Annotated in this window: 21 protein-coding genes and 1 pseudogene; 13 read left to right on the top strand and 9 right to left on the bottom strand. The window is 42.6% G+C overall.

All coding sequences use genetic code 11. The features are described from left to right. Positions 1-16: 16 nt before the first annotated feature. Entirely contained in the window at positions 17-439 is a 423-nt protein-coding gene (locus tag DQN48_RS07830; RefSeq protein WP_013023198.1) for a hypothetical protein, read from the bottom strand. A 191-nt stretch (positions 440-630) separates the two neighbouring features. After that, positions 631-1,554, bottom strand: coding sequence for a LolA-like outer membrane lipoprotein chaperone (gene lolA / locus DQN48_RS04620; RefSeq protein WP_049762197.1), 924 nt, complete (start codon positions 1,552-1,554; stop codon positions 631-633). 701 nt (positions 1,555-2,255) lie between these two features. Here lolA and DQN48_RS04610 point away from each other — a divergent pair. Together DQN48_RS04610 and DQN48_RS07870 are read left to right on the top strand one after the other, a co-directional pair. Further along, positions 2,256-6,776: an autotransporter outer membrane beta-barrel domain-containing protein gene (locus DQN48_RS04610; protein ID WP_013023194.1), complete on the top strand. Its 4,521-nt coding sequence runs from the start codon at positions 2,256-2,258 to the stop codon at positions 6,774-6,776. A 925-nt stretch (positions 6,777-7,701) separates the two neighbouring features. After that, a complete protein-coding gene (locus DQN48_RS07870; RefSeq protein ID WP_013023190.1) occupies positions 7,702-7,827 on the top strand; it encodes a hypothetical protein in 126 nt (41 codons plus the stop codon). A gap of 359 nt (positions 7,828-8,186) precedes the next feature. On the opposite strand, the gene DQN48_RS04600 is transcribed toward DQN48_RS07870, so the two are convergent. From DQN48_RS04600 to DQN48_RS04570, 7 genes are all read right to left on the bottom strand, one after another. Next, on the bottom strand, positions 8,187-8,519 hold the full coding sequence (locus tag DQN48_RS04600) for a hypothetical protein (protein WP_013023187.1): 333 nt from the start codon (positions 8,517-8,519) through the stop codon (positions 8,187-8,189). 15 nt (positions 8,520-8,534) lie between these two features. Next, entirely contained in the window at positions 8,535-8,774 is a 240-nt protein-coding gene (locus DQN48_RS04595) for an Hsr recombination cassette protein (protein WP_111713507.1), read from the bottom strand. A 118-nt stretch (positions 8,775-8,892) separates the two neighbouring features. Next, entirely contained in the window at positions 8,893-9,165 is a 273-nt protein-coding gene (locus DQN48_RS07825; protein WP_231902612.1) for a hypothetical protein, read from the bottom strand. Then, entirely contained in the window at positions 9,146-9,370 is a 225-nt protein-coding gene (locus DQN48_RS04585; RefSeq protein ID WP_041913144.1) for a hypothetical protein, read from the bottom strand. Before DQN48_RS04585 ends, DQN48_RS07825 begins: the two co-directional genes overlap by 20 nt. Before the next feature lie 180 nt (positions 9,371-9,550). Then, a complete protein-coding gene (gene murI / locus DQN48_RS04580) occupies positions 9,551-10,495 on the bottom strand; it encodes a glutamate racemase (RefSeq protein WP_049762195.1) in 945 nt (314 codons plus the stop codon). Further along, positions 10,482-11,777, bottom strand: coding sequence for a transcription termination factor Rho (rho, locus tag DQN48_RS04575; protein WP_013023182.1), 1,296 nt, complete (start codon positions 11,775-11,777; stop codon positions 10,482-10,484). The genes murI and rho overlap by 14 nt, the downstream gene beginning before the upstream one ends. Before the next feature lie 351 nt (positions 11,778-12,128). Beyond that, a complete protein-coding gene (locus tag DQN48_RS04570) occupies positions 12,129-13,505 on the bottom strand; it encodes a coiled-coil domain-containing protein (RefSeq protein WP_041913143.1) in 1,377 nt (458 codons plus the stop codon). A 195-nt stretch (positions 13,506-13,700) separates the two neighbouring features. Between DQN48_RS04570 and DQN48_RS04565 the strand changes: the two are divergent. From DQN48_RS04565 to ubiE, 11 genes and pseudogenes are all read left to right on the top strand, one after another. Further along, positions 13,701-14,870, top strand: a pseudogene (locus DQN48_RS04565) (cation:proton antiporter domain-containing protein); the annotation flags it as partial. Positions 14,871-14,915: 45 nt separating this feature from the next. Continuing rightward, the gene (locus DQN48_RS07820) at positions 14,916-15,341 is read left to right on the top strand and encodes an NAD-binding protein (RefSeq protein WP_231844003.1); all 426 of its coding nucleotides are present in this window, start codon (positions 14,916-14,918) and stop codon (positions 15,339-15,341) included. Further along, positions 15,338-17,047 carry a M3 family oligoendopeptidase gene (locus tag DQN48_RS04560; protein ID WP_013023179.1) on the top strand — a complete coding sequence of 570 codons (1,710 nt, stop codon included), beginning with the start codon at positions 15,338-15,340 and terminating at the stop codon, positions 17,045-17,047. Before DQN48_RS07820 ends, DQN48_RS04560 begins: the two co-directional genes overlap by 4 nt. After that, a complete protein-coding gene (locus DQN48_RS04555) occupies positions 17,044-17,478 on the top strand; it encodes a hypothetical protein (protein ID WP_013023178.1) in 435 nt (144 codons plus the stop codon). The genes DQN48_RS04560 and DQN48_RS04555 overlap by 4 nt, the downstream gene beginning before the upstream one ends. Before the next feature lie 556 nt (positions 17,479-18,034). Further along, the gene (locus DQN48_RS04550) at positions 18,035-18,328 is read left to right on the top strand and encodes a hypothetical protein (protein WP_013023177.1); all 294 of its coding nucleotides are present in this window, start codon (positions 18,035-18,037) and stop codon (positions 18,326-18,328) included. Positions 18,329-18,353: 25 nt separating this feature from the next. Then, positions 18,354-19,121: a TerB family tellurite resistance protein gene (locus tag DQN48_RS04545; protein WP_013023176.1), complete on the top strand. Its 768-nt coding sequence runs from the start codon at positions 18,354-18,356 to the stop codon at positions 19,119-19,121. A 393-nt stretch (positions 19,122-19,514) separates the two neighbouring features. Then, a complete protein-coding gene (locus DQN48_RS04540) occupies positions 19,515-20,075 on the top strand; it encodes an META domain-containing protein (RefSeq protein ID WP_013023175.1) in 561 nt (186 codons plus the stop codon). Continuing rightward, on the top strand, positions 20,072-20,671 hold the full coding sequence (locus DQN48_RS04535) for a YigZ family protein (RefSeq protein WP_013023174.1): 600 nt from the start codon (positions 20,072-20,074) through the stop codon (positions 20,669-20,671). The genes DQN48_RS04540 and DQN48_RS04535 overlap by 4 nt, the downstream gene beginning before the upstream one ends. A 327-nt stretch (positions 20,672-20,998) precedes the next feature. After that, positions 20,999-21,439, top strand: a complete 441-nt coding sequence (hemJ, locus tag DQN48_RS04530; RefSeq protein WP_013023173.1) for a protoporphyrinogen oxidase HemJ — start codon at positions 20,999-21,001, stop codon at positions 21,437-21,439. Between the two features lie 9 nt (positions 21,440-21,448). Then, positions 21,449-22,843 carry an argininosuccinate lyase gene (gene argH / locus DQN48_RS04525; RefSeq protein WP_013023172.1) on the top strand — a complete coding sequence of 465 codons (1,395 nt, stop codon included), beginning with the start codon at positions 21,449-21,451 and terminating at the stop codon, positions 22,841-22,843. After that, positions 22,833-23,570, top strand: coding sequence for a bifunctional demethylmenaquinone methyltransferase/2-methoxy-6-polyprenyl-1,4-benzoquinol methylase UbiE (gene ubiE, locus DQN48_RS04520; RefSeq protein ID WP_041913142.1), 738 nt, complete (start codon positions 22,833-22,835; stop codon positions 23,568-23,570). Before argH ends, ubiE begins: the two co-directional genes overlap by 11 nt. The last annotated feature ends 10 nt before the right edge of the window (positions 23,571-23,580 follow it).

Raw genomic sequence — 23,580 nt, 5'->3', positions numbered from 1 at the left:
TTTTGCTTTATTTGCGTTATTCCATGCGATTGTCTGGAATTGCATTTCCACCACCAAGGATGTTAAGATTCCCAATCAAATTTTTTGCATTAGCATCCCCAAGATTCAGGGTGAAGGTTTTAGCAGTGCCACTACTTGCAATCCCACCAAAATCAAAATTCAAGTTTACTGGATTTCCTGCAGCGCCTAGATTTTGATTTGCTTGACCTGCTTGATCTGCACCTGCTGGGTCTGCCTTACCATCCACCGTAAAACTATTCACTCCGCTTGCGATGTTTGCTATTATGTTCGTCCCTGTGGCAGTTTGTGGATTTGCTGCTGGTACTGCTGTTCCATTTACAGTGGTGTTAGCACCATTGGTAAATGTAAAAGTAGCATTCCCGCCGCTTCCGCTTACTTCAGCATTTTGATTTGCACCTGCTGCTGGAGTTACTGTCACTGTGATTGCATTTACCGCAGCGGGCGCTGGGGGCGGGCTGGCGCGCCTACACCACCTACACCACCTACACCACCTACTTGGCCCTGGATGTCATTTAAAAGCACCTGCCTTAGTAGAATCGTATCTGTTATTGTTAAGGGCCTCCCTAACTCATGACTCCGCCTGCCTATCTGTCCTCCCTTGGTGTAGCCTCATTGCTCGATGATGTCAATGTTATTTGGCGGGGTAAAAACAAAAATCCCATCACTCAAAGTGGGATTGACCTTGAGATTTTTCAAAATAATCTCGATTTTGTTTTGCAACTCATCAATAAAGGTAATTTTATGCGGCAGATTTTTGGCAAAGGAGAGCACATACTGCGCATCCCCCACCTTCGCGTGGTATTTGCCATCTTGCCCCAGAGTGGCTTTGTGCAGGATCGCAAAAAAATCCACCTGCTTTGTGAGATGTGTGAAAGTGGCTTGCTCAAGCATAGGCTCATAGATAATGGCCTCTTTTTTGTTGAGATAGATGGTTTTTTTCAGTGGGGTTTCATAGATCCATTTGGCCAGACTGGGATTTTTGGCATAGAGCTTGCCTGTGTAGATGAGCTTTTGGCTCCCTTGGTGAGTGATCTGCACGAAATCCGCTTCTATGCTAATAAGCCCATTTTTCCAAAAATCCCTCTTTATGGCTCCTGTTGTGGTTTGCGTGGGTGTAGCTGCTGTGTCCTTTGCTCTCTTGCTATCGAGTGCAAAAACAAAACTCCAAAAAATCAAAAATGAGAAAAAAATCTTTTGCATGAGCGGCCTTTTTTGGAATTTTTGAGAAATTACAAAATTTGTGCGGGATTTTATCTGAAATTTCCTTGCTTTTGCATCTTTATTGACATTGATTACAGGCCCTCCGCTTGCGATGCTTCCATTGGTGTTTGTATTTAGAGTTGCATTTCCAGCGCCAAGGATGTTGAGATTCCCAGTTAGTGCATTAGCATTACCTGCACCACCAAGATTCAGGGTGAAGGTTTTGGCTGGATTGCCAGCAATCCCACCAAAATCAAAATTCAAGTTTACTGGATTTCCTTCAGCGCCTAAGCCTGCACCTGCTGGTTTTCCATCCACCATAAAACTATTCACAGTATTTGCATTCCCAAGATTCAGAGGAATCCCCCCCTCATCCCATCTCCTTTATTGTGGCTAAAAATCCATAAAAATCTATAAAAATCCCCATTTGACAAAATTTCATGATATTTTTTTGGTACTTGGCGGGATTTACCTAGGATTTGCTGGGTTTGATTGAGATGTGAGTGGCACAGCTAGTTTGGTGATGGGAGTTTGGCGGCATCAAAAAAGCCAAAAATTCTAGAAAATTGTGATAGAATCCTAGCCGGAGATTTTAAAATTTTCCCGCGCGCCACTTTCAAGCGCAAGTAATACCAGGGATGAGCTTAAGGGCAAAATCTCATCAAAAAATGAGCAAAAATTAAAATTTTCCCGCGCTTGCGCGCTTAGTTTATGCAAAATTTTTCGCCTCGCTGCGCGAGATGTATAGAATTTTTGGCTCATGTGCCTATCTTTGAGTCTTGTAAGTACTTGATAATAAGCAAAGCCTTTTGCCAGTATTTTGGTGGGATTGCCAGCAATCCCCTAGGCTTTAGGATAAGAACCCCCCCCGCGGCTCTTTGCCCTCAAATGCCGCGCCGTGCCTGGCTGCTCCCCGCTAAAAATTTTCCAAAAAAACTACAAAATTAATTTTTTTTTAAGCTTTTTTTATGTAAAATACAGTGCGTAATTTTTTTTTGCGACAAAAAACAAAATTAACCTTAGGAGATCACAACATGACAAAAATTTCTGATGTTCAAGAAAAGAATTTCTTGAAAAGAAAAGAGAAGAGCTCTTCTTTGAGAAATAGAAAATTCTTCCAACCTCTCATTGCTACTACTCTTGCATTTTCCCTTGCTTCAAGCTTTGTAAATGCAGAAGGAATCACAGTGACAGTAAATCAAGCAGCAGGTGCAAATCCAAATGCTGAAGTAAGCGGAAGCGGCGGGAATGCTACTTTTACATTTACCAATGGTGCTAACACCACCGTAAATGGAACAGCAGTACCAGCAGCAAATCCAGCAAATCCAGTAACAGGGACGAACATAGTAGCAAACATCGCAAGCGGAGTGAATAGTTTTACGGTAAATGGTAAGGCAGATCCAGCAGGTGCAGATCTAGGCGCTGAAGGAAATCCAGTAAACTTGAATTTTGATTTTGGTGGGATTGCTGGCAATCCAGCCAAAACCTTCACCCTGAATCTTGGTGGTGCAGGTAATGCTAATGCACTAACTGGGAATCTCAACATCCTTGGCGCTGGAAATGCAACTCTAAATACAAACATCGCAAGCGGAGGGCCTGTAATCAATGTCAATACTGGCGCAACATTCAATGCTACTTTTAGTGGTGGTGCTACCATGACTGGAAACATCGTAACAGGAAATACTAATGGAACCAGTGGTACAGGAACAAATAATATTACATTTAATGGTGCAAATGCAGCAGGTGGTGCAGGTCAAGCAGATCCAGCAACAGTATTGACAGGAAACATTAGCACGTACGGCGGTATCAACAATGTAACTTTTGAGAAAGGTACGATGAAAGGGGATATCATAGCAGGTAATGCGACGGGGCAATCTCTGGGAATGAATGTGGTAACCTTTAAAGAACAAGGCGTTCATTATACAGGGAACGTAATCGCTTCAGGAACTGGCGGAGTGAATAACACCCTAAATTTTGGGAATGTGACTGTGAGTACCACCAATGGAGGAAACACTCTAATCATCCAGAATTCTGGAATCACATTCAATAACACCAATGGAGTGAATAATTCTCCAGCCCTTACTCATGCAACAATCAAACCAGCAGCAGGTGGTGCAGGTCAAGCAAATCCAAATGCCACTGTTTTCCAGGGCAATATCAAGAGTGCCTATCAAGGAGTAAATACCCTCAATTTCTATAACTTTGCCAAGCTTGAAGGAAATCCAGTAGCAGGTGCAGCAGCAGGAAATACACCCGCTGCAAATATTACAGCGACAAATAATGGGGCAAATAACATCGTATTCACAGATGGAGGTTTGGTGAATGCCAATCTCACGTCTACACTGGACCAAGGAATCAACACACTTGTGATGAATACAAACAACATCGTAACTAACCCCATTTTGCTTACTGGAAACGTAGTAACAAACACACCAGGGTGGGCTGGATCCAATAATCTTTTGTTCCAAAATAATGGAACTTCTAGCCCTGGCGGCGCTGCGCCCGCATCTGATGGAACTGGTGGCAGTGATCCTGCTCAAACAGTGCTAAATCAGGTTGCTTATGTGGGAAATATCGTAGCCAATGGAGGGTCTGTACAAGCAATCTTTAGTAATACTTACTGGGCTCCTACAAATCTAGGAAATTTGATACAAGTAGGCGGGCTTGGTGGTGGCAATAATGCTAATGCTAATGCAAAATCCCAGCAGATCCAAGGTTATTTGGATAAATTTAATGGCAATAGTGCAAGCGCAAATGCAACGGGGAACTTAACTGCCACAAATGGAGGTACTGCTACTTTGGTGCTACGAAACACCACTACTCTTGCAAATCTTCCAAGTCAAGCAGCGCAATACAACGTCACTGTAGGTGGAAATAACAGTAGCGCAAATATCGTCTTAGAGGCACCTGTAAATGCTAGTGCAACCATCACTTATGGAGGTTATTATTTAGGTGGAAATGGGACTAGTAATTATGTTTGGAATGGTAGTCAAAATACTTCTAGTGTGAATTTGATCTTTGCAAACGCTGATAATCGCGGGACTCCTACGCTTAATGGGGCAACAGGGAGTAGTACGCTAGTAAGCGATGCGTTTGGAGGGCAGTTTAGAAATGATCTAGGCGCTGGGAAGGTGCTAGGAGTGACTTATCAAAACGGGATTCAAATGAGCCTAAGTGATAAAAATGTGACCTTGCAGGGACAAAATGGGCTTTATTCGGGGTCTTTCATGGCGTTTTTTAAGGATGCTATCTTAGCAAAAATTGCGAAGGTGGACTCCGATGCAAAATTTGCGACTCAAGGAATCCCTCTAAATGTTAGCCTCGTGAAGAGTGGTAATGGAACTTCTAGCACTGGCGGGAATAGCTTTGTGAATAACATTACTTTGGAAGGGGTTGCAGTAGGAAACATCTCTGCTCTTACAAGCAAACAAGCTACAGGGACGAACGGCATGAATAACACCAGTGGGATTGTGAATCTCGTCTTAAAAAGTGATAGTGTTTTGCTTGGCACCATTGCGGGCGAAAATCAAAAAGGCCTCACAATGAATATGCAGCTCAATCAAGGGGCTAAGCTGATTTTGCAAAATAGCGGCGCTGGGACAGGGGGAGATGTGGCGCTCAATAACTTGACAATAGCTTCGGGAAATAACGGGAATGGTGGCAATAATGCTAATGCAAATATCACATTCCAGGGTGGAAGCGTGAGCTTTGATAAAAATCAAGCTAATGACTATACTGCACTCCAGAATAATACCGTCATTGACCTAGCCACAGGTGGGGGTAGCAATAATGTCCCAAGTAGAACATGGTTCAACCTCCTTACTGTCGGTCAAGCAAATCAAAATGCGACTACGGTTGGTAATGGGCAACAAGCTTCAGGACTTGGTGGGAACAATGCGCTCTTTAAAGTCTATGTAAACGCAGATGCTAACCAAGGAAATGGTGCTGGGGGTGGGCGGGGGAACGCGACTCTAAATGGTCAGAATTCTTTCAACGGATCTGGACTCTATGGAAACATCTATAGTGACCGTGTGATTGTGTACCAAACCCAGAACAACGCTCTTGTGACAGAATATCTCCAAATCCTAGGCAATGGAAATCTTGATGGTGTAAGATACCATGGCGGAGGTACTGAGAGGGCAGGTAACGTTGCGGTAGCCACTGTAAAAAATGAAGGTGGGCAGGCGAGTGTGAATTTCACAACTGTGGGTTCTGTCATTGGTTTTGATGTGTTTGATGCAAAACTTACTGCGGTAAAAACAAATGCCTTTGGTAAGGTAGAAACAAATAATGCTAATAACGCAGGAAATAGTACTCCAGCGCCAGGGCTAGGTAGTATCCCAGGACTAGGTGGGACTGGTGGCACAAGCAGTGGCAATAATGCTAGTGGCAGCCAAGATCAGGCAAATGCTCAAGACTATACTACTTACTTCATCAGTCAAGCAGTGGCAAATACTTCAGAGGCCAACCAACTCGCAACAGCAACAGCACTTGCTAGCAACTACTATCTCTACCTAGCAAACATCGATAGTCTCAATAAGCGTATGGGTGAGCTTCGCAGCAATCCGCGCAGTAATGGCTTCTGGATGCGTATGTTTAATGGTATGCAAACCACAAAATTTGCACTTCAGACTACCTCAATCTACACCACAGTACAGGCAGGATGGGATCATGTATTTGGCAGCGAGGGTGGAAATGACTTTTTAGGTTTTGCTGTGGCTTATGCAGGTGCAGCGATGAGCTCTGAGAAGAAAGAACAGCTAGTAAATGGTGCACAAAAGGGAGTAAAATCCAGCGGTGGAAATGCCTTTGAAATCTCGCTCTACAACTCCTATGTACAAGATGGTGCTGCTTCTAGCACAGATTTCAAGTATGGTTTTTATAGTGATAGCGTGGCAAAATTCAGCTTCTTGTGGAACAAGCTTACAATGTTTGGTGAGGACAGCTCTCCTAACATGCAAAACTTTGGTTTCACCTTCTCTCAAGAGATTGGTTATCGCTTCTTGCTAGGAAATCACAACGAGTGGTATATCACTCCACAAGGGCAAGTTGCTTTAGGTTATTTCAACCAAAGCAATATCAAGCAAACCCTAGGAAGCCACTGGCTAAAAGGCGAGCAAAGTTCTATCTTCACAGTGCAGGGGCGAATTGGAAGCAACTTTGGTTATAGATTTAATCAATTCACTGAAGACAAGGGCTGGGCTTCAGAGCTTTATTTGGGCTTGTGGTACATCGGCGATTATATCAGTGGTGGCAATCTTACCCTCGTGTCTGACCTAGGTTCTGTAAACACTTTAAGGACTTTGAGCTCTACTGGTAGATTTGCCTTTAACATTGGTACAAACTTCGTCGTCAAAGATAATCATAGATTCTACTTTGATTTTGAAAGAAGCTTTGGAGGCAAAATCATCACAGATTACCAATTCAACATTGGCTATCGCTATAACTTTGGCGAAAACAGAAAATACGTTTCTCTTCTTGCAGGTAGTATGAAAGACACTATCAAAAAAGATGATAAGAAAGAAAACAAAGAAGAGACAGAAGAAATTGAGTGATTTTCCAAAAAATCACTCATAGTGATTCAGTCCGCCTTGGGCTGAAGTAAGCACGAGGGGAATATGGAGGGGATTCCGGGGGCTTTTGTCTTGGAATTCTAGAAATTTTTTGGTGCGCAACACTGCCTCTAACAAAAGCTCTGGTTCAAAAGGCTTTTGATGGTGGCGTGAATCTAGACAAGCCTAGTAGCAATGCAGTCAGTGTTTGTATGACTAGTCTCATGTAGAAGGTGTGGATTAGGTTCTGGGCGTGAGTGAAGAGGATTTTAAGACATGCTTCCTCCTTGCTTTGTGTGATATGAGGAAGGGCCTCTGGGCTACTTATAGGTTTAAATTTTGTAATTTCTCAAAAACACAGCTTTTAGAAGTGATAGAAGTGGTGATTTTGAAAGGCTTTGAGGATTTTTATCCTTGAGGCTACTTTACTAGTCTCTGGCTTAAGATGTGAGCTTGTCAAAGCGGGGGTAAAAACTAATGCACCTGTTTGAGTCTAGGTCATGACTTAGGTTTGAGACTCTCTTGCAATAGCGGGATTGAGCTAGCTCAATCCCTAAGTTGACAATTTGTCGCAAAAGATGCTCCATAAAAAGGAGCATCACTATTTTACTAGGGTTAAATAAACTGCCATAAGTAGCAGGAATTTTTGCTAGGGCTAATAATCTACCAAGATGCAACCACACAACTCTGCAATTTTGCGCCAAGAGCGATGAAAAAGGCCTCAAAAATACAGCACAAAACTGGCTCTCTAGCGCAAAAAATTTCACGATTTTGTAATCCCACCAAAATCAAAAACACAGCAAAACCTACAAAGACATAAAAGATGCACAAAAACCACAGGGCAAAATATTGAAGTCAATATTGCAAATACTGTGAATAATTTTACGGTGGATGGTAAGGCAGATCCAAGGTTATTTGGATAAATTTAATGGCAATCCATTGGATAACACAGACAAAAGCCCCCCTAGCACAAACCCAGCTGGTGCAGACACAAATCAAGCTTGTAGGAACAGGAGTAACAGGTGCTGCAAATATTATTTGCTCTTATTTGTAGCTTGTACTGGATCTACTTTCACTGTGATTGTATCTGCTGCATTTACAAAGCTTGAAGCAAGGGAAAATGCAAGAGTAGTAGCAATGAGAGGTTGGAAGAATTTTCTATTTCTCAAAGAAGAGCTCTTCTCTTTTCTTTTCAAGAAATTCTTTTCTTGAACATCAGAAATTTTTAGTGATAGCTCCCCGGGATGCTTGATTTGTCACTGCTGTTCCATCTTGCATTAGTTTTTAGTGGCCACTTGATTTGCTTTGCATAGCATTCCCGCCGGTTCCGTCACTGGCAACACCCGCAGCGCCGCCGCTGTTAGTGCTAGAAGTTCCATTATTTTGGAGGATTTGTCTAGTGTTACAGCGATTTCATTCCCCCACCTCTACTGTTGCTGGTTTTCCATCTGCACCTGCATTTGCATCAGCAAATGTAATCTTATTTGTTCCTGTACCACTGGTTCCATTAGTATTTCCTGTTACGATGTTCCCAGTCATGGTAGCACCATTATTGAAGTTAGCATTAAATGTTGCGCCAGTATTGACATTGATTACAGGCCCTCCGCTTGCGATGTTTGTATTTAGAGTTGCATTTCCAGCGCCAAGGATGTTAAGATTCCCAATCAAATTTTTTGCATTAGCTTGATTTGCATCCCCAAGATTCAGGGTGAAGGTTTTTGGAAAAATGGTAGGGGCGATTTGCACTAGGTGGTGGAGATTTTAGAACTGCGTGCAGATGCTTTGTGTGTCTTTGAATTGACTTCTATTGTTATTAAATTTTTGCAAATAATTTTGGATCTGATCAAATTTTGCAATAGCATTAGCATTAGCATTAGCATTATTGCCACTACCAAGCCCGCCTGCTTGTTCCTTCAAATCTTTTAGATTTGAAGGAGGGTTGGAAAACAGTGGCCTGATTTGCTTGACCTGCACCACCTGCTGCTGGTTTGATTGTTGCATGAGTAAGGGCTGGAGAATTATTCACTCCATTGGTGTTATTGAATGTGATTCCAGAATTCTGGATGATTAGAGTGTTTCCTCCATTGGTGGTAATCCACAGTCACATTCCCAAAAATCCCTACCAGGCTTTTGCATTAGCATTACCTGCACCACCAAGATTCAGGGTGAAGGTTTTAGCAGTGCCACTACTTGCAATCCCACCAAAATCAAAATTCAAGTTTACTGGCTTTCCTTCAGCGCCTAGATCTCCACCTGCTACTGGTTTTCCATCCACCGTAAAATTATTCACAGTATTTGCGATGTTTACTTCAATGTTTTGTGCTGTTACTGGTGCTGCGGGATTTGTCACTGCTGTTCCATCTACAGTGGTGTTAGGCATCATAGGTAGCATTGCCACCAGTTCCATCAGGCGCGACGCCGCTGTTAGTGCTAGAAGTTCCATTATTTTGGAACAAAAGATTATTGGATCCAGCCCACCCTGGTGTGTTTGTTACTACGTTTCCAGTAAGCAAAATGGGGTTAGTTACGATGTTGTTTGTATTCATCACAAGTGTGTTGATTCCTTGGTCCAGTGTAGACGTGAGATTGGCATTCACCAAACCTCCATCTGTGAATACGATGTTATTTGCCCCATTATTTGTCGCAAATACTACAGCGACAAATAACCCAAGAAGGATTAACGTTTCAAAGCAGGCAGCGACAGAGACTCGCCCCTGTGGTTTTTGTGCATCTTTTATGTCTTTGTAGGTTTTGCTGTGTTTTTGATTTTGGTGGGATTACAAAATCGTGAAATTTTTCGCGCTAGAGAGCCAGTTTTGTGCTGTATTTTTGAGGCCTTTTTCATCGCTGGAGGCGTAAAATTGCAGAGTTGTGTGGTTGCATCTTGGTAGATTATTAGCCCTAGCATTTAAATTCCTAGCATGTGGTGTTTTTATTTGCGCTGCTTTATTGCATGTCTTATTATCCAGTTTATGAGCCCCATCCACCAAATCCCCCACAATACCTGCTTTTGTGCTCAAAAGGCTCCTGCTTTTTTTGCTTTCAAAAAGTAGATGTGAGTTTTGTGTGATGTATTGCACAATCGCCTCTCCTGCGTGGATGAGCAGGCTTTTGTTTTGGAAATAGGCTGCGATGGGTTTTTGCAATAGTGGGAAATGCGTGCAGCCTAGAATAATAGCATCGGGAACAAAATCAATGCCACCAAAATAATACCTCAAACATTCCTCTACTAGAGGACCTTCAAAGATCCCCTCTTCTACAAGCGAAACAAAGAGACTCGTAGGAATCGCAGTGATATTGGAATAACCAAGCTTTTCTAGATGCCTTTGATATTGTGCAGATTGAATTGTGGCCTTGGTGCCTAGCACTAGGATTTTTGCATCAAGATTTTTGAGTCTGTTTTTTATTGCTAGGATTCCTGGCTCGATCACGCCAATGATGGGGATTTTTGGCGCGGCTTTCTGCATGGCATCAAGGGCATGGGCGCTTGCAGTATTGCAGGCAACAATAATTATGTCTACATTTTGCACGAGCAAAAATTCTAGTGCCTCAAGACAAAAACAGATAATGGAATCTGGGTGTTTGGTGCCATAGGGGAGGCGCGCTGTATCACCATAATAGATAATGGAGTCAAAGATCTCTGCACGCAAAACATGCTCAAGCACGCTAAGTCCACCCGCCCCGCTGTCAAAAATACCTAATTTCAATTTATTCTTTTTCATTCATGAGTTTTAGGAATTCTTCATTATCCTTGGTTTTTTGCATTTTGGAGTAGATGAAGCCAAGGGCTTCTACATCATCCATTTGTTGCATGACATTGCGCAGCATCCAGACCTTTGTAAGCTTTTCCCTTCCTAGTAAGAGGGAGTCTTTTCTGGTGCCAGATTTGAGGATGTCAAAGGCGGGGTAGATCCTGCGATCTGCGATATTTCTAGCCAATACGATTTCGCTATTTCCTGTGCCTTTGAATTCTTCAAAAATCACTTCATCCATTCTTGATCCTGTTTCAATCAAAGCAGTGGCAATGATGGTGAGGCTTCCGCCCTGTTCGATATTTCTGGCCGCACCAAAAAATCTCTTTGGCTTGTGGAGGGCATTAGCATCTACCCCACCACTTAGCACCTTACCGCTACTTGGAGTAGTGGCATTGTAAGCGCGTGCGAGACGAGTGATGGAATCTAGCAAAATCACCACATCTTGTTTCATTTCTACCAGACGCTTTGCTCGCTCAAGCACTAGCTCTGCTACGCGAATGTGATTATTTGCAGGCAGATCAAAAGTGGAATTAAAAACCTGTCCCTTGACGCTGCGCTGCATGTCTGTGACTTCTTCAGGACGCTCATCTACGAGCAAGACGATGAGCTCGACTTCTGGGTGATTGGAAGTGATGGCTTGGGCGAGCTCTTTCATAAGTTCGGTTTTGCCGGTGCGTGGTGGGGCGACGATGAGGGCACGCTGACCTTTCCCAATGGGACTAAAGAGATCAAGCATCCTGCCTGTGACTTTGAGGGGCTGGTATTCGAGTTTGAGCTGTTCATCAGGGAAGAGGGGTGTGAGATTGTCAAAAAGAGGGCGATTTTTGATCTCTTCTAGTGGGAGGTAGTTGACTGCCTCAATCTTTAGTAGTGCATAATAGCGCTCCTGATCTTTGGGGCACCGCACCTGTCCTGTGACGATGTCGCCATTTCTAAGGGCAAATTTTTTGATTTGGGATTGGCTTACATAGGTGTCATTTTGACTGTCTGTAAAATTTTCATCAATCCCTCGTAAAAACCCATAACCATCTGCTACGACTTCTAAAATCCCGGTAAATAGGATGAATCCTCCCTGACTCACTTGGTTTTTTAGGATTTCAAAAATAAGGTCTTTTCTTTTGTATTCTTGGGGGTTTTCTACTCCGAGTTCTTTGGATATTTTTATGAGTTTTTCGATTTTGTAAGTGCGCAGTTCTTCAATTTTATACCCTTCGACGGGTACATGGGTACGAGTCTTCTCCGATGCCATTCATTTCCTTTATGAATTTTGGTGTGATTGTAAAAATGTAGAAAAATGAGAAGCCAATTCTATAATAACGTCTCTCTAAAGTCAAGAGAAATGCGCATTTTGCTTGAGGATTTTGGGATTTTTTGCGTTTTTTTGCCGTAGTTTTGTGGATTTTTGTGTGCTAATACTGTCAAAATATGTTGAAAAATTGAGATTTAGGGAGAAAATCTAAGTCGAGGAAAATGGATTTTTTGCAGGCTTGTTGAAGGGTGGGAGTGTGGGGATTTGCGCAGAGGAGAGAGGCAAAAGGGGCTTAGCAGGTGCAAACATCAAAAAACGCGGTGGGAAAAATGCCTCAAGCAAGAAAAAGACTTAAGCGGGATGTTGTTTTTGGTAATGACTCACTAAGTATTTTGCAAAATCCCCGCACAAAAGATAAAACTTCTCTTTTCTCATGAAAAATTCCGCATCCAGATCCTGGATTCTATTCTCATAGATCTTTAGCTTTTGATCGAGATCTTCATTGTCTTGCTTGAGCTTGTTTATCCCATCTTTTAGGCGCTCTTTTTCGGCAAATAGGGCCTTTTCATTGCTCTGGCTTTCTTTTTCCCATTGCAGACCCTCACCCTCTTTTGGGCCTTTTAGGGTTTTTTGGTCCTTTTGTCTTTGTCTTAGCTCTTGGATTTCTTGATCTTTTTTGAGGGATTGTTGCTGGAGGTTGAAGATGGTTTTGCTATTTTCTTTGATCTGGGATTGTAGATTTTGGAAGCTATCTTGTGCGTGATTCTTGGCATCTTGAGTGGCAAAAAAATCTTTTAGGATCTGCTCTTTTTGCTTGGGATCTTTGCTAATTGGCGAGTCTTCCTGGGCTTTTGTGAATGCAAAAAACCTCTCAGAGACAAGGACATATTCTAGCATCTGCTTGCTTAGGGGATAGAAGCTATCCCAGAGATTTTCCATGACATATTCCCTCGCATAGCAGGTTTGATAGATGCTAGGGGTCTTATTGCTTAGGAATTTGCCAATTTTTAGACGGAATTTTTGTGTGGTATTGTGTAAAAAAAGCTCATAAAAATCCAGTTTGAGCTGCAGTGGGAATGCCTCAAAGCTGCTAGCTGCTTCTTCTGCGCTTTTTTGTAAAAGCGTCTTTGTGTGGGCATTTTTTAGCAACATCATGATGTTTTTTTTGTCGCTAAGAGTGAGGAGTTTTGAGGGGTCTAGCTTTTTGAGGCTGCGGAGCTCTTGATTGATTTTTGCAAATTCATGATCAAATTTTTTGATGCGAATGTCTAGATTTTTGAAAAATAAAGAATCGCGCACATGCAGATTGAGCGATTTTTTGAGTGCAGCGCGCAGGATGTCGCGAAACAAAAATTCATCTTCTAGATGCAGGCTCTGCTTGGCATGCACCAAAATATCATGCAGAGTCTCTTGGGTGAATTTCCTCTGGTTTCTAAACTGCGCTTTGATCCATTTAGTAAGGAAGAATACATATGCGTTATCGCTGGGATTGGTGATTTTTGTCGAGATTTTAAGGAAGTCCTTTTGGATTTCAAAGCTAGCTAGTAGTCCTTTTGAGCTATAAAATTCACTCAATGCTCTTGTAGTCTCTGCATTAATAGGGATTTCTTGGCTATTTAGGATGCGCAGGAGATTGTTTGCGATGTTGTTGTTGAAATCACAGAGATCATGAGAGGCAAGATAGAAGTCGCGCAGGATTTCCAAAGTACTCTGATAGGCGGGGCTCATTTTTCTCCTCAATCTTTTGTTTTGCTCTTCATTATCAAATATGTTAAAAATATCCCCAATCAATGGGTGAAATATTGTTCAAAATATTATAAAAAGAATCTAAAATATTACATTTGTAAATTCTACTGAATTAGAGTAAAAAATAAGGAGAGAGTCATTACAGCGGTATTATTTGTCATATTAGTTGGACTTGCAATGTCGATTTTTTTTAACCTGATTTTGAAATTTTTCGACATTCCTGTGATTATTGGCTATATCGTCACAGGGGTTTTTATCGCGCATTTTTTCAAGTTCAATGATTTCTCTATCCTTAGTGAGCTAGCAGAATTTGGCATTGTGTTTTTGATGTTTATGATTGGGCTAGAATTTAGTTTTGATCGGCTCAAGTCCATGAAAGAGGAAGTGGTCTTTTTTGGGATTTTGCAGCTAGTGGGGATCTCTACTGTATTTTTTTTGTTAGCGCATTTTGTATTGGGGCTTTCAAGCGTAATCTCATTAGTGATTAGCATGAGCTTCTCTCTCTCTTCCACTGCCATCGTGCTCAAATCTTTTGATGAAACCAAGCAGCTTGGCACCATCCATGGCAAGAGTGTGCTAGGCATTTTGATTATGCAGGACATTGCAGTTATTCCTATTTTGATCATCTTGGCATTGCTTAGCAACAAAGATTCTCAAGTTTCCACCATGCTGCTAAAGACTTTTACCTCCATCTTCATTATTTTGATTTTATTGATTTTGCCAGGCAAATATTTTGCTTCCAAGATCTTGAGATTGGCTGCCAAAAGCCAGAACAATGAAATCTTCATGGCAAGCATTTTGCTGATTTTGCTGGGTGCTGCTGAGCTTAGTGGGTCTTTTGGTTTTTCGATGTCTCTTGGGGCATTCATCGCTGGGATGATGATTGCCAAATCTCCATTAAAGCACCAGGTAGAGTCTGATCTCAAGCAGTTTCGCGATATCTTTTTGGCGCTGTTTTTTATCACTGTGGGCATGCAGGTGGATCTGCCTTTTTTGCTTTATAATTTTTTCAATGTTGTGTTGCTGGTGTTTTTTGTCATGAGTGTGAAGACTTCGGTGCTGTATTATATTTTGCGATTTTTCCGAAGTGACAAAAGTGCGCTAAAAACCGCCTGTGCATTGGCGCAAGTGGGAGAATTTTCTTTCGCGATTTTTGTGAATGCTAGTGGTGCAGATCTCTTTAATGCGCCATTGCAAAATGGATTTTTGAAATACCTCCAGCAAAATGGGGTGCTGCATTACTCCTCTCAAGATCTGCATCAGTTTTTGGTGCTTACCGTGGTCTTTTCCATGGTGGCTACGCCATTCATCCTCAAAAATCTCTCCAATATTACAGCCTATTTCCTCAAAAGACACACTCATCTAGGCCTGCACAAAGATAGGGGTGTGGAGATGGTGAGTGTGCCTTTGTTCAATCATGTCGTAGTGGCGGGTTATGGGGCCTTTGGCGAGGTGGTGGTAGAAAAACTCAAAGAAAAAAACATCAATTATGTGGCGATGGATTATGACATCCTCAAAGTAGAGAAGGGCGAAAAACGCAAGGATCGCGTAGTCTTTGGCAATATCACGCAAAATACATTTTTAGAGAAATTCCACCTACAAGATGCCAAATGCCTCATCATCGCCATTGACAACACCAGCATCATCCATGCAATTTGCAATGCGGTTTTAAAAATCGCACCAAACATTGATATAATTGCCAAGGTTGACTCACAGATGCAAGAAGAAGAACTCAGACAGTTGAATGTCACAAGCATCAATACGCATGTGCAAATTGCTGATTTGTTGGTAGAGCGCGCGATAAAGGAGAGAGAATGAGCCATACATGGGATTTGAGTGTGCTTTTTGAGAATTTTGAAAGGCTAGAGGAGTTTTGTAGAGATCTCCTAGATGCCGCCAAGGATTTTGAAAAAAAGCACAAGGGCAAGCTAGAAAAATCCAAAGATTTTCACAAGAGCTTGCAGGAGTATGAGGAGGTTTTAGAGGGCATTGGCAGGGTGATGACCTATGTGTTTTTGCATTTTGCCAGTGATACAAAAAAAGGCGCCATTTATGCCGAATATGAGATGAAAACCCATGAGATTGAGTCGCATGTCTTGTTTTTTGAGCTGGAATTTTGCGCCCTAGATACAGAGACTCAAAAAGATTTGATGGAAGAAGCAGGGCAGTATGGCTATTATCTTGAAAAACTCTTACTCAAAAAATCCCATCAATTGAGTCTAGAAGAAGAAAAAGTGCTTTTGCAGGTCTCGCCTGTTGGTGTGGATGCTTTTGCCAGGCTTTTTGATGAGTTTTTTAGCACGCTAAAAATCCCCTACCAGGAAGGAGAAAAAAGAGAGGAGGAGATTTTGGCGCTCTTGCATAGCAGTAATAGAGAGGAGCGAAAAGAGGCTCAGAAATGCTTTAGCAAAGAACTGAAAAAATCCCGCATGCTTTTAGGCTATATTTTCAACATGGTGCGCAAGGACTTGCAGATCCAAAGTAAGATGCGCAACTACCCAAATAAGGAGGCTTTCAGGCACCAGAGCAATCACATCAGCCAAAAGAGCGTAGATAGCCTCATTGACGTGGTCAATGGCAACATGAAGCTGGTGCACAAATACTACAAACACAAATCCCAGATCCTTGGCTACAAGCTCAAAGACTATGATCGTTATGCGCCCATTTTGAATCAGGAGTTTTCTTTGGATTATGCAGAGGGGGTTGGGATGGTGCTTGCATGTTTTGAGGATTTTTCACCCAAATTTTATAAAATCGCCAAGCGAGCCTGTGAGGGAGGCTGGGTGGATTCTCACCCAAGAGATGCCAAGAGGGGTGGTGCATTTAGTCATGGTGCGGTGCCAAGTGCCCATCCCTTTGTGCTGCTCAATTACACAGGCAATTACCGCGATGTTTTCACCATCGCACATGAATTTGGCCATATGGTACATCAAGAGCTTAGCAAAAAACAGGGTTATCTCAATATGGACACTCCGCTCACCACTGCAGAAACTGCCTCGGTATTTGCAGAGATGTTGCTTTTTGATAGTGTCAAAAAAACGCTAAGCAGGGATCAGCTGCTGGGAATCTATGCCTCAAAGCTAGAAGATATTTTCTCTACGATGTTTCGTCAGGTGGTAATGACCAATTTTGAGCGCGCGATCCATGCAAGCGATCGCGAGTTAAAGGCAGAGGAATTGGATGAAATGTGGATGGAAGAGAATCAAAAGATGTTTGGCAAAAGCCTAAAACTCACCAAAAACTATGCGATGTGGTGGAGCTACATTCCTCATTTTGTGCATTCTCCATTTTATTGCTATGCCTATAGTTATGGGCAGTTACTCGTGCTCGCACTCTTTGGGCTGTACAAAAAACAAGGCCAGAGTTTTGTGGGAGTGTATGAGGAATTTTTGAGCAGTGGGGGCAGCAAGAGCCCCAGGGAGCTAGTCTCTGCATTTGGTTTTGACATCGAGGACCCCAAATTTTGGAACATCGGCATGAAGGAGGTCAAAAAGATGCTTAAGGAATTTGAGGAGCTATTATGAAATTTGACAAATTGCAAGACAAGCATTGCGAAAACATTATTAAGTTTTTGATGCAGAAAAAAAAATCCTTCATCCTGTGGTGCAAGATTGATGAAGTGTCTTTTGATCCTCCACTTCCAGCCTCTATTTTGCAGGATTTTCGCCCTATCAGCCCCTTTGTGCTGGCGGGCTATACCTTTGAGAGTCTGGCCCTTACAGAGAGAGGGATTAGCTTTGAGGCGGGTTTTGGGAGTGAGAACATCGGCAGCATTGTGGAAATGGATCTTTCAAGTATCTTGCAGATTGCCATCACTGTTGGGGAAAAAGAAAGCGTGATTTTTGTACGACTAGATAGCAAAAAGATTTTTGTGGAGGAGAGCTTGGAGGAAGAAGAGATGAAAAGATCCATGGAGGCGATTCTATCAAATCCTCATAACAAGCAATATCTCTAGAGGGTGCTAGCATCAAAAAGCAGCGGGCAGGGAGATTTCTAGAGATACAGCGGGATTTTGCGCCGTGTGCATGGGGTTTTGCTATTTGAGAACACGCCCTAATAATCTAGAGGCTGCTGGGCTGGTCAGAGACTTGGAGCTCAAAGGATCTGGGAGTCTTTGCAAAAGATTCCAGCTCTAAAAGAGCTGCTAGAGGGTTTGACTCATGCCGCCAAAGTAAAACCAGGTAGGGTCAAGGGAGCACTTCCTACCAGTTAAACACCAAGTGTGCTTCCCTCTGTTATTTGAGGCTGGTGTACCTAAAGAGAGTAGGAGCTTTTTATTCCATAGGCTAGCTGGTGCGCCCCCTCTAGCAGGAAAGCTACAGGGTTTATCCCGGGTGATTCTTTGGATTGCTAGTTTGAAGGTCACTGGGTTGTGTGAAGTTGCCTAATCCAATAAGTGGAGGCACAAGTAAGAATGCTGGGGTAAAGGCGGCAGGAGGAGTAAAAAGCAAAACATGCAAGCAGCAAAGGAGTGAAAATGAAAGCAAAAGCAGCCACCCCAAGGGGGCAAGATGTTTAGAATTCTTTTGAGATTGATTTTTGCAGGATGTATTGCTTGGTTTTGGCATTATATCAACCCAAGTGATCCGCCCATCATCTCTGTATCTGTGTTTTTACTAGTATTTTTCATCCTCACCCTGCGCCCTATTGGCTTTTCCTTCCCGCTAAAAAGAGAGGAGTATATCCATCAAATGCGCAAGAAAAACGAGCGATTGCTAGCCATTGAGGAAAAGAAAAAAGAAGAGCGTGAGCGTGCCAAAAAACTCACTCGCCTCAAAAAAGAAAAAAATCAAAGCAATCTTTAGGAATGAGAAATTACAAAGGAGTATCATGGAATATTTATTATTGATTATCGCTGCTGGGGTGGTTTTCTATCTCTATCAGAGCCTCAAGGAATATCTCAAAAATCCCATCGAGCCTAGAAGCAAAAAAGAGAAGGCAGAAAAGCTCGAATATGATCTCAAAGAAGATCCCTACTATGTCACGCCAAAGACGCAAGAGGAGCAATTTGGTGCCACTGAGCTTGGGGTCTGCCTGGCAATCTGCGCCAAAACTCCCAACCGTGCAAGGATGCAGGAGGGCTATGATGTGTTAATGGATCATCTTTTGGAGCAGTATTTCTCAAATAATCCACTTGAGGAAAAATACAAAGATCTCGCAAAGCAAGCCTGTGGGAAAGAGGATACTCGAGGTCTCATCGCGCTAGCAAAGGAGTTTTTGACTCTGAGCTATGCAGAATACAAGAAGCGCCTAAAATTTGTAGAATTTTTGCTGCTTTTGGGCTATCTAGATGGTGTGCTAGATAATGAGGAAAAAGAATACCTTCTAGATGTGGCGGCAAATCTTGAGCTTGATAATCAAGACTTTAACGCACTTTATGATGCGTATGCGGAGAAATTTGCCAAGGAAATCCCAGCTTTGCCAGATTTTGAGAGTGAAGAAGCCAAGCTTTTGGCATTGCAAACACGAGTGCGCGGCTCTAATAGCAACTTTTTGGATGTGAAGTCTAGGGATTTTTTAAGCCTTGCATATGATTGCGCACAAATCTGCAAAACCCCCATCCAAGAATCAAACTCTAGTCTAGATAATCCCGCCTAATCTCCCCTGGCATTGTAGGGGGTATGGTAGGCCTAGAGAGGATGCAGCAAAGGATGGCTGGGGAATTACCCAAGAGACTGCGTGGGAGTCTCACAAAGCTCTAAAATCCTTCTTTGACTCTACTTCCACACTCCCCCATTGCCAAATCTCACCTCCTCTTTTTTGCTTAAAAACTTCTCTCTTTTTTTGTTGTTTGAAAATTAAGGGCTAGTTCAAAAAATCTTCACAAGAGCCAAGTCAAAATAAATCCAGCCAGGCCGCAGCCAAAAAGTGGCGGGGGGAATTTGTGGGAAAGTTAAGATTTGTTAAGGGATTCTCGTTAAAATGCGGGCTTTTAAGAGATTATTTCCGCCACTGTTTTTGTAAATTTCTTGGCTTTTTTTGGAGTAGATTTTGTTAAAGTTTTTTTCATTGATTGTTGTTTTTGTATTGAGTGGTTGTGGTCTGCTAGATCTTTTTAAGGGCAGTTTTTCTGGCAATAACTGGGAGATTGAAAAGATTGTTATACAGGGGAAGAGTTATGATGGGCTTAGGGGTATGAAGGATCATGCCCTAAAGCTCCTAAGCACAAAGGATGAAGTAAAGGATGACGCCCAAAATAATCAAGATCCTCTAGCAAGTATGGATGGCAATCAAGAGATGAGCCCAGAGGATCTACAAGAGCTCGCGCAAAAAGACAATGTTTCTTCTCTGCGCTTTGATACCAAGCAAAATCGCATCTATGGCGATGCGGGTTGTAATAATTTTTCTGCAGATTATTCTTGGAAAGATGCAGATGACATTGAGATCTATGAGATTAATATCACCAGAAGGATTTGCAATCCACCAAGTCTGATGGATTTTGAACTCCTCTTTGCTCAGAATCTCAAGGGGCTGTTTTTCGTAGAAAAAAAGGGCAAAACTGCCATGATCTTGAGAAACAAAGATGTGCAAATCTATCTCAAGAGTCTATGAAAAAGATTGTAGGAGAGGCGTTTTTTGAGCTAGAAGCCAAAAAATCTAGTTTCCTTGGCTTTTTATTTCCTTGGGAACATTTTGCAGAAAAACTCCAAGAACTCAAAAACACTCATCTCAAGGCTGTGCATTTTGTCTATGCGTATCGGGTGTATGATTCTGGGAGGGTAGAAGAGGCTTTTAGCGATGATGGTGAGCCCCGCGGGAGCTCTGGCATGCCTGTGCTCAATGTCTTGCGTGGCAGGGATTTGGTGGATTCTGCTGCGATTGTGGTGCGATATTTTGGGGGGACGCTTCTTGGGGTAGGGGGCTTGGTGCGCGCCTATACTCAGAGTATCGTGGAATGCGTCAAGATCGCAGAGTCAAAAAACCTCCTGCAGGATTTTGTACAAGAATGCCAAAGGGAGTTTTTTTGTAGCTATGCATTGCTAAGTCGGGTGGAATATCTAGCCAAGATTTTAGAGTTAGAGCTGCAAAAAGATCGCTTTTGTGATGCTGGGGTGGTTTTGCACATCCGTGGCAGGGAGGGGAGTGTGGAAGAATTTGCCGCACAGGTTGAGCAAATGCGCTTTGTCAATAAACCCAGCCAAGGCTAAGGATTTGGATTCCATTAGAAAAACAAGCGGGGCTGTGAGGGATTTTGGGATCTAGGAGTTTTGTAATCTAGCATATATAAAAGTGAAAAAAATGATGAGAATAGCAAGGTCAGTGCAAGTCCAAAAATTGCAAAAATCCTGTAAGTAAAATGCCTACCAAAAAATAAAGGCATCAAATGCACTCAGGGCAGAGCGCGGAATATTTTGCTCAAAAATTCTCATGAAAGGTGAAATAAAAATGAAATAAAGGCAAAAAAATCAAATCCAGGGACAGAAAAATCACAAACACAAAATACAATGCAGCAATAAAAATACAAAGGAATCAAAATGGATGGTGCACAACTCTATCTCTATGTCAAGATTTTTCACATCGTGGCTGTGATCTCTTGGATGGCAGCACTTTTTTATCTTCCAAGGCTCTTTGTCTATCATAGTGAGTATTTTGAAAATACAGGCTTTTGTGAGGTGGTCAAGATCCAAGAGCGCAAGCTTTTCAATGCCATTGGCACCCCAGCCATGCTAGCCACTCTACTTAGTGGAGGGACGCTTTTGCTGCTAGATCCTGGGATTTTCAAAAGTGGCATGTGGATCCATGTTAAGCTGCTTTTTATTATTTTTTTAGTAATTTTCCACTTCCTATGTTTGTATTATATGAAGAAATTTGCGCAGGGTCAAATGCCAGCCAGTGGGAAATTTTTCCGATTTTTTAATGAGATTCCTACCATCGCTTTGGTGGTAATCATCACCTGCGTGGTGCTACGCTTTTAAGGAGCAGAGATGGCAAAACTATGGGGCGGGAGATTTGGCAAGGAGAGCGCGAAGTTGCTCGAGTTATTCAATGCTTCCATCCCCTTTGATTATAAATTGTGGCGCTATGATATTTTGGGCTCCAAGACCCATGCAAAGATGCTGCATCAAATCGGCGTACTGGATGCTGCTGAATATGATGCCATTATCAAGGGGCTTTTAGAGATTGGCAGAGAGATTGAGGCGGGAGAATTTGTCTTTGATATTGTAGATGAAGACATTCACATGGCCATCGAAAAAGCTCTCATTCAAAAGATCGGGGATGTGGGCAAGAAGCTGCACACCGCGCGCAGCCGCAATGATCAAGTGGCACTAGATTTTCGCCTCTATGTCCTAGATGCTAATGCTAAGATTCAAGCACTTTTACAAAAGCTCATGCGCACTTTGCTAGAGATTGCCAAGCATCACACAGAAGACATTATGCCAGGCATGACGCACCTCCAGCATGCCCAGCCTATCAACTTTGGCTTTCATTTGGTGGCATGGTGTGCAAATCTCAAGCGCGATATTGAGCGTCTGCAAGCAAGCTTTTTGCGCAATAATTATCTTCCGCTAGGATCGGGTGCGCTAGCTGGTACTCCTTACAAAAATGACCGTCTTATGATGGCAGAAGAGCTTGGCTTTATTGCTCCTACGTTGAATGCCATGGACAGCGTGAGTGAGAGGGATTTCGCACTGGATCTGCTCTATGATATTGCTATGATTTCTATGCATATCTCTCGCATTGCTGAGGAGTTGGTGCTTTGGAGTAGCTATGAATTTGGATTTATCAGTCTCTCAGATGACTATACCACGGGCAGCTCCATCATGCCGCAGAAAAAAAATCCCGATGTGCCCGAGCTTTTGCGCGGCAAAAGTGGTAGGATCTTTGGCAATCTCATTGCCTTGCTTGTGGTGATGAAGGGCCTTCCCTTCGCGTATAACAAAGACACGCAAGAAGACAAAGAGGGAGTGTTTGATAGTGTGGAGAATATCCAGATTTGTCTAGAGATTTTATCTGCGATGCTCCAAAAAATGCAAGTAAATCCCAAAAATATGCTACAAATGGCAAAAATTGGGCATTTGAGCGCGACAGATCTAGCCGATTTTTTGGTGCGTGAGTGTGGGGTTCCCTTTCGTGAGGCTCATCATATCACGGGAGAGATTGTGCTTTTTGCCGAAAAAAAGGGGCTAGATCTCTCAGAATTAGAAGAAGAGGAGATCCTCTCTCTAAACCCCAAGATCAAAAAAGGGGTAAAAGAGATCTTGGATCTGCGTGCATCTATGGATGCTAGAGATTCTTTGGGCGGCACAGCAAGTGCACAAACAAAAGAGCAAATAAGGATTTTGGAGGCCTATCTTGATGGATTGGAGCATGGAAAATAAGCAAGAGCAAATTCTTGAAAACAAGCAAGAGAAGATTATTGAGATGTTTAATGAAATCGCGCCAAATTATGACAGGATTAACCGCATAATGAGCATGGGGGTGGATGTTGCATGGCGCAGGGATGCTTGCAAAAGAGCCCTAGAACTCCAAAAAAACAATCCTCTGTGTATCGCAGACATCGCTTGTGGCACGGGGGATATGATTTTGCACTGGGAGAAGCAGAGTAGGGATAGGAAGGTTTCTTTTATTGGGATTGACCCCTCTAGCAAGATGCTAGAAGTGGCCAAAGAAAAGCTTAGCAAGATCCCAGCCAAGCTGCATGAGAGCATGGCTCAGGATCTCTGGGTATTAGAAAATGAGAGCGTGGATGTGCTCTCCATCGCCTATGGCATTCGCAATGTCGTAGATATCGAGCGCGCACTCTCTGAGTTTTGGCGCGTGCTCAAGCCCAATGGTGTGCTGGTGATTTTGGAATTCACCAGAAAGGAGTGTAGGGGCTTCTTGGATAAGATGATGCAATTTTACACTCGGAAGATCCTGCCAGTGGTTGGCGGCATGATCTCGCGCAATTACCGTGCTTATGCCTATCTACCCCATTCCATTGATGGGTTTTTGAGCACTGAAGTCTTGGAGCAAAAAATAAAAGAGAGAGGCTTTAAAATGATGATGGTAAAAGGCTATAACGTAAATATTTCCACCCTTTTTCTGGCTAAAAAGGAACAATGATAACCAAAGG

Source organism: Helicobacter mustelae, from assembly GCF_900476215.1.
Taxonomy (GTDB): Bacteria; Campylobacterota; Campylobacteria; order Campylobacterales; family Helicobacteraceae; genus Helicobacter_H; species Helicobacter_H mustelae.
Note: the sequence above shows the minus strand (reverse complement) of the source record. Positions and strands in the feature narration are given on the sequence as shown.

Excerpts from the sequence above, each read along its gene's own strand:
- ubiE (WP_041913142.1), top strand. The coding sequence starts at position 22,833 with ATGGAAAATAAGCAAGAGCAAATTCTTGAAAACAAGCAAGAGAAGATT.
- DQN48_RS04555 (WP_013023178.1), top strand. The coding sequence starts at position 17,044 with ATGAAATTTGACAAATTGCAAGACAAGCATTGCGAAAACATTATTAAG.
- DQN48_RS07820 (WP_231844003.1), top strand. The coding sequence starts at position 14,916 with ATGGTGAGTGTGCCTTTGTTCAATCATGTCGTAGTGGCGGGTTATGGG.
- murI (WP_049762195.1), bottom strand. The coding sequence starts at position 10,495 with ATGAAAAAGAATAAATTGAAATTAGGTATTTTTGACAGCGGGGCGGGT.
- DQN48_RS04570 (WP_041913143.1), bottom strand. The coding sequence starts at position 13,505 with ATGAGCCCCGCCTATCAGAGTACTTTGGAAATCCTGCGCGACTTCTAT.
- DQN48_RS07825 (WP_231902612.1), bottom strand. The coding sequence starts at position 9,165 with ATGCTACCTATGATGCCTAACACCACTGTAGATGGAACAGCAGTGACA.
- DQN48_RS04595 (WP_111713507.1), bottom strand. The coding sequence starts at position 8,774 with ATGCAACAATCAAACCAGCAGCAGGTGGTGCAGGTCAAGCAAATCAGG.
- argH (WP_013023172.1), top strand. The coding sequence starts at position 21,449 with ATGGCAAAACTATGGGGCGGGAGATTTGGCAAGGAGAGCGCGAAGTTG.
- DQN48_RS04560 (WP_013023179.1), top strand. The coding sequence starts at position 15,338 with ATGAGCCATACATGGGATTTGAGTGTGCTTTTTGAGAATTTTGAAAGG.
- DQN48_RS04545 (WP_013023176.1), top strand. The coding sequence starts at position 18,354 with ATGGAATATTTATTATTGATTATCGCTGCTGGGGTGGTTTTCTATCTC.
- DQN48_RS04535 (WP_013023174.1), top strand. The coding sequence starts at position 20,072 with ATGAAAAAGATTGTAGGAGAGGCGTTTTTTGAGCTAGAAGCCAAAAAA.
- rho (WP_013023182.1), bottom strand. The coding sequence starts at position 11,777 with ATGGCATCGGAGAAGACTCGTACCCATGTACCCGTCGAAGGGTATAAA.
- DQN48_RS07870 (WP_013023190.1), top strand. The coding sequence starts at position 7,702 with ATGGCAATCCATTGGATAACACAGACAAAAGCCCCCCTAGCACAAACC.
- DQN48_RS04550 (WP_013023177.1), top strand. The coding sequence starts at position 18,035 with ATGTTTAGAATTCTTTTGAGATTGATTTTTGCAGGATGTATTGCTTGG.
- hemJ (WP_013023173.1), top strand. The coding sequence starts at position 20,999 with ATGGATGGTGCACAACTCTATCTCTATGTCAAGATTTTTCACATCGTG.
- DQN48_RS04610 (WP_013023194.1), top strand. The coding sequence starts at position 2,256 with ATGACAAAAATTTCTGATGTTCAAGAAAAGAATTTCTTGAAAAGAAAA.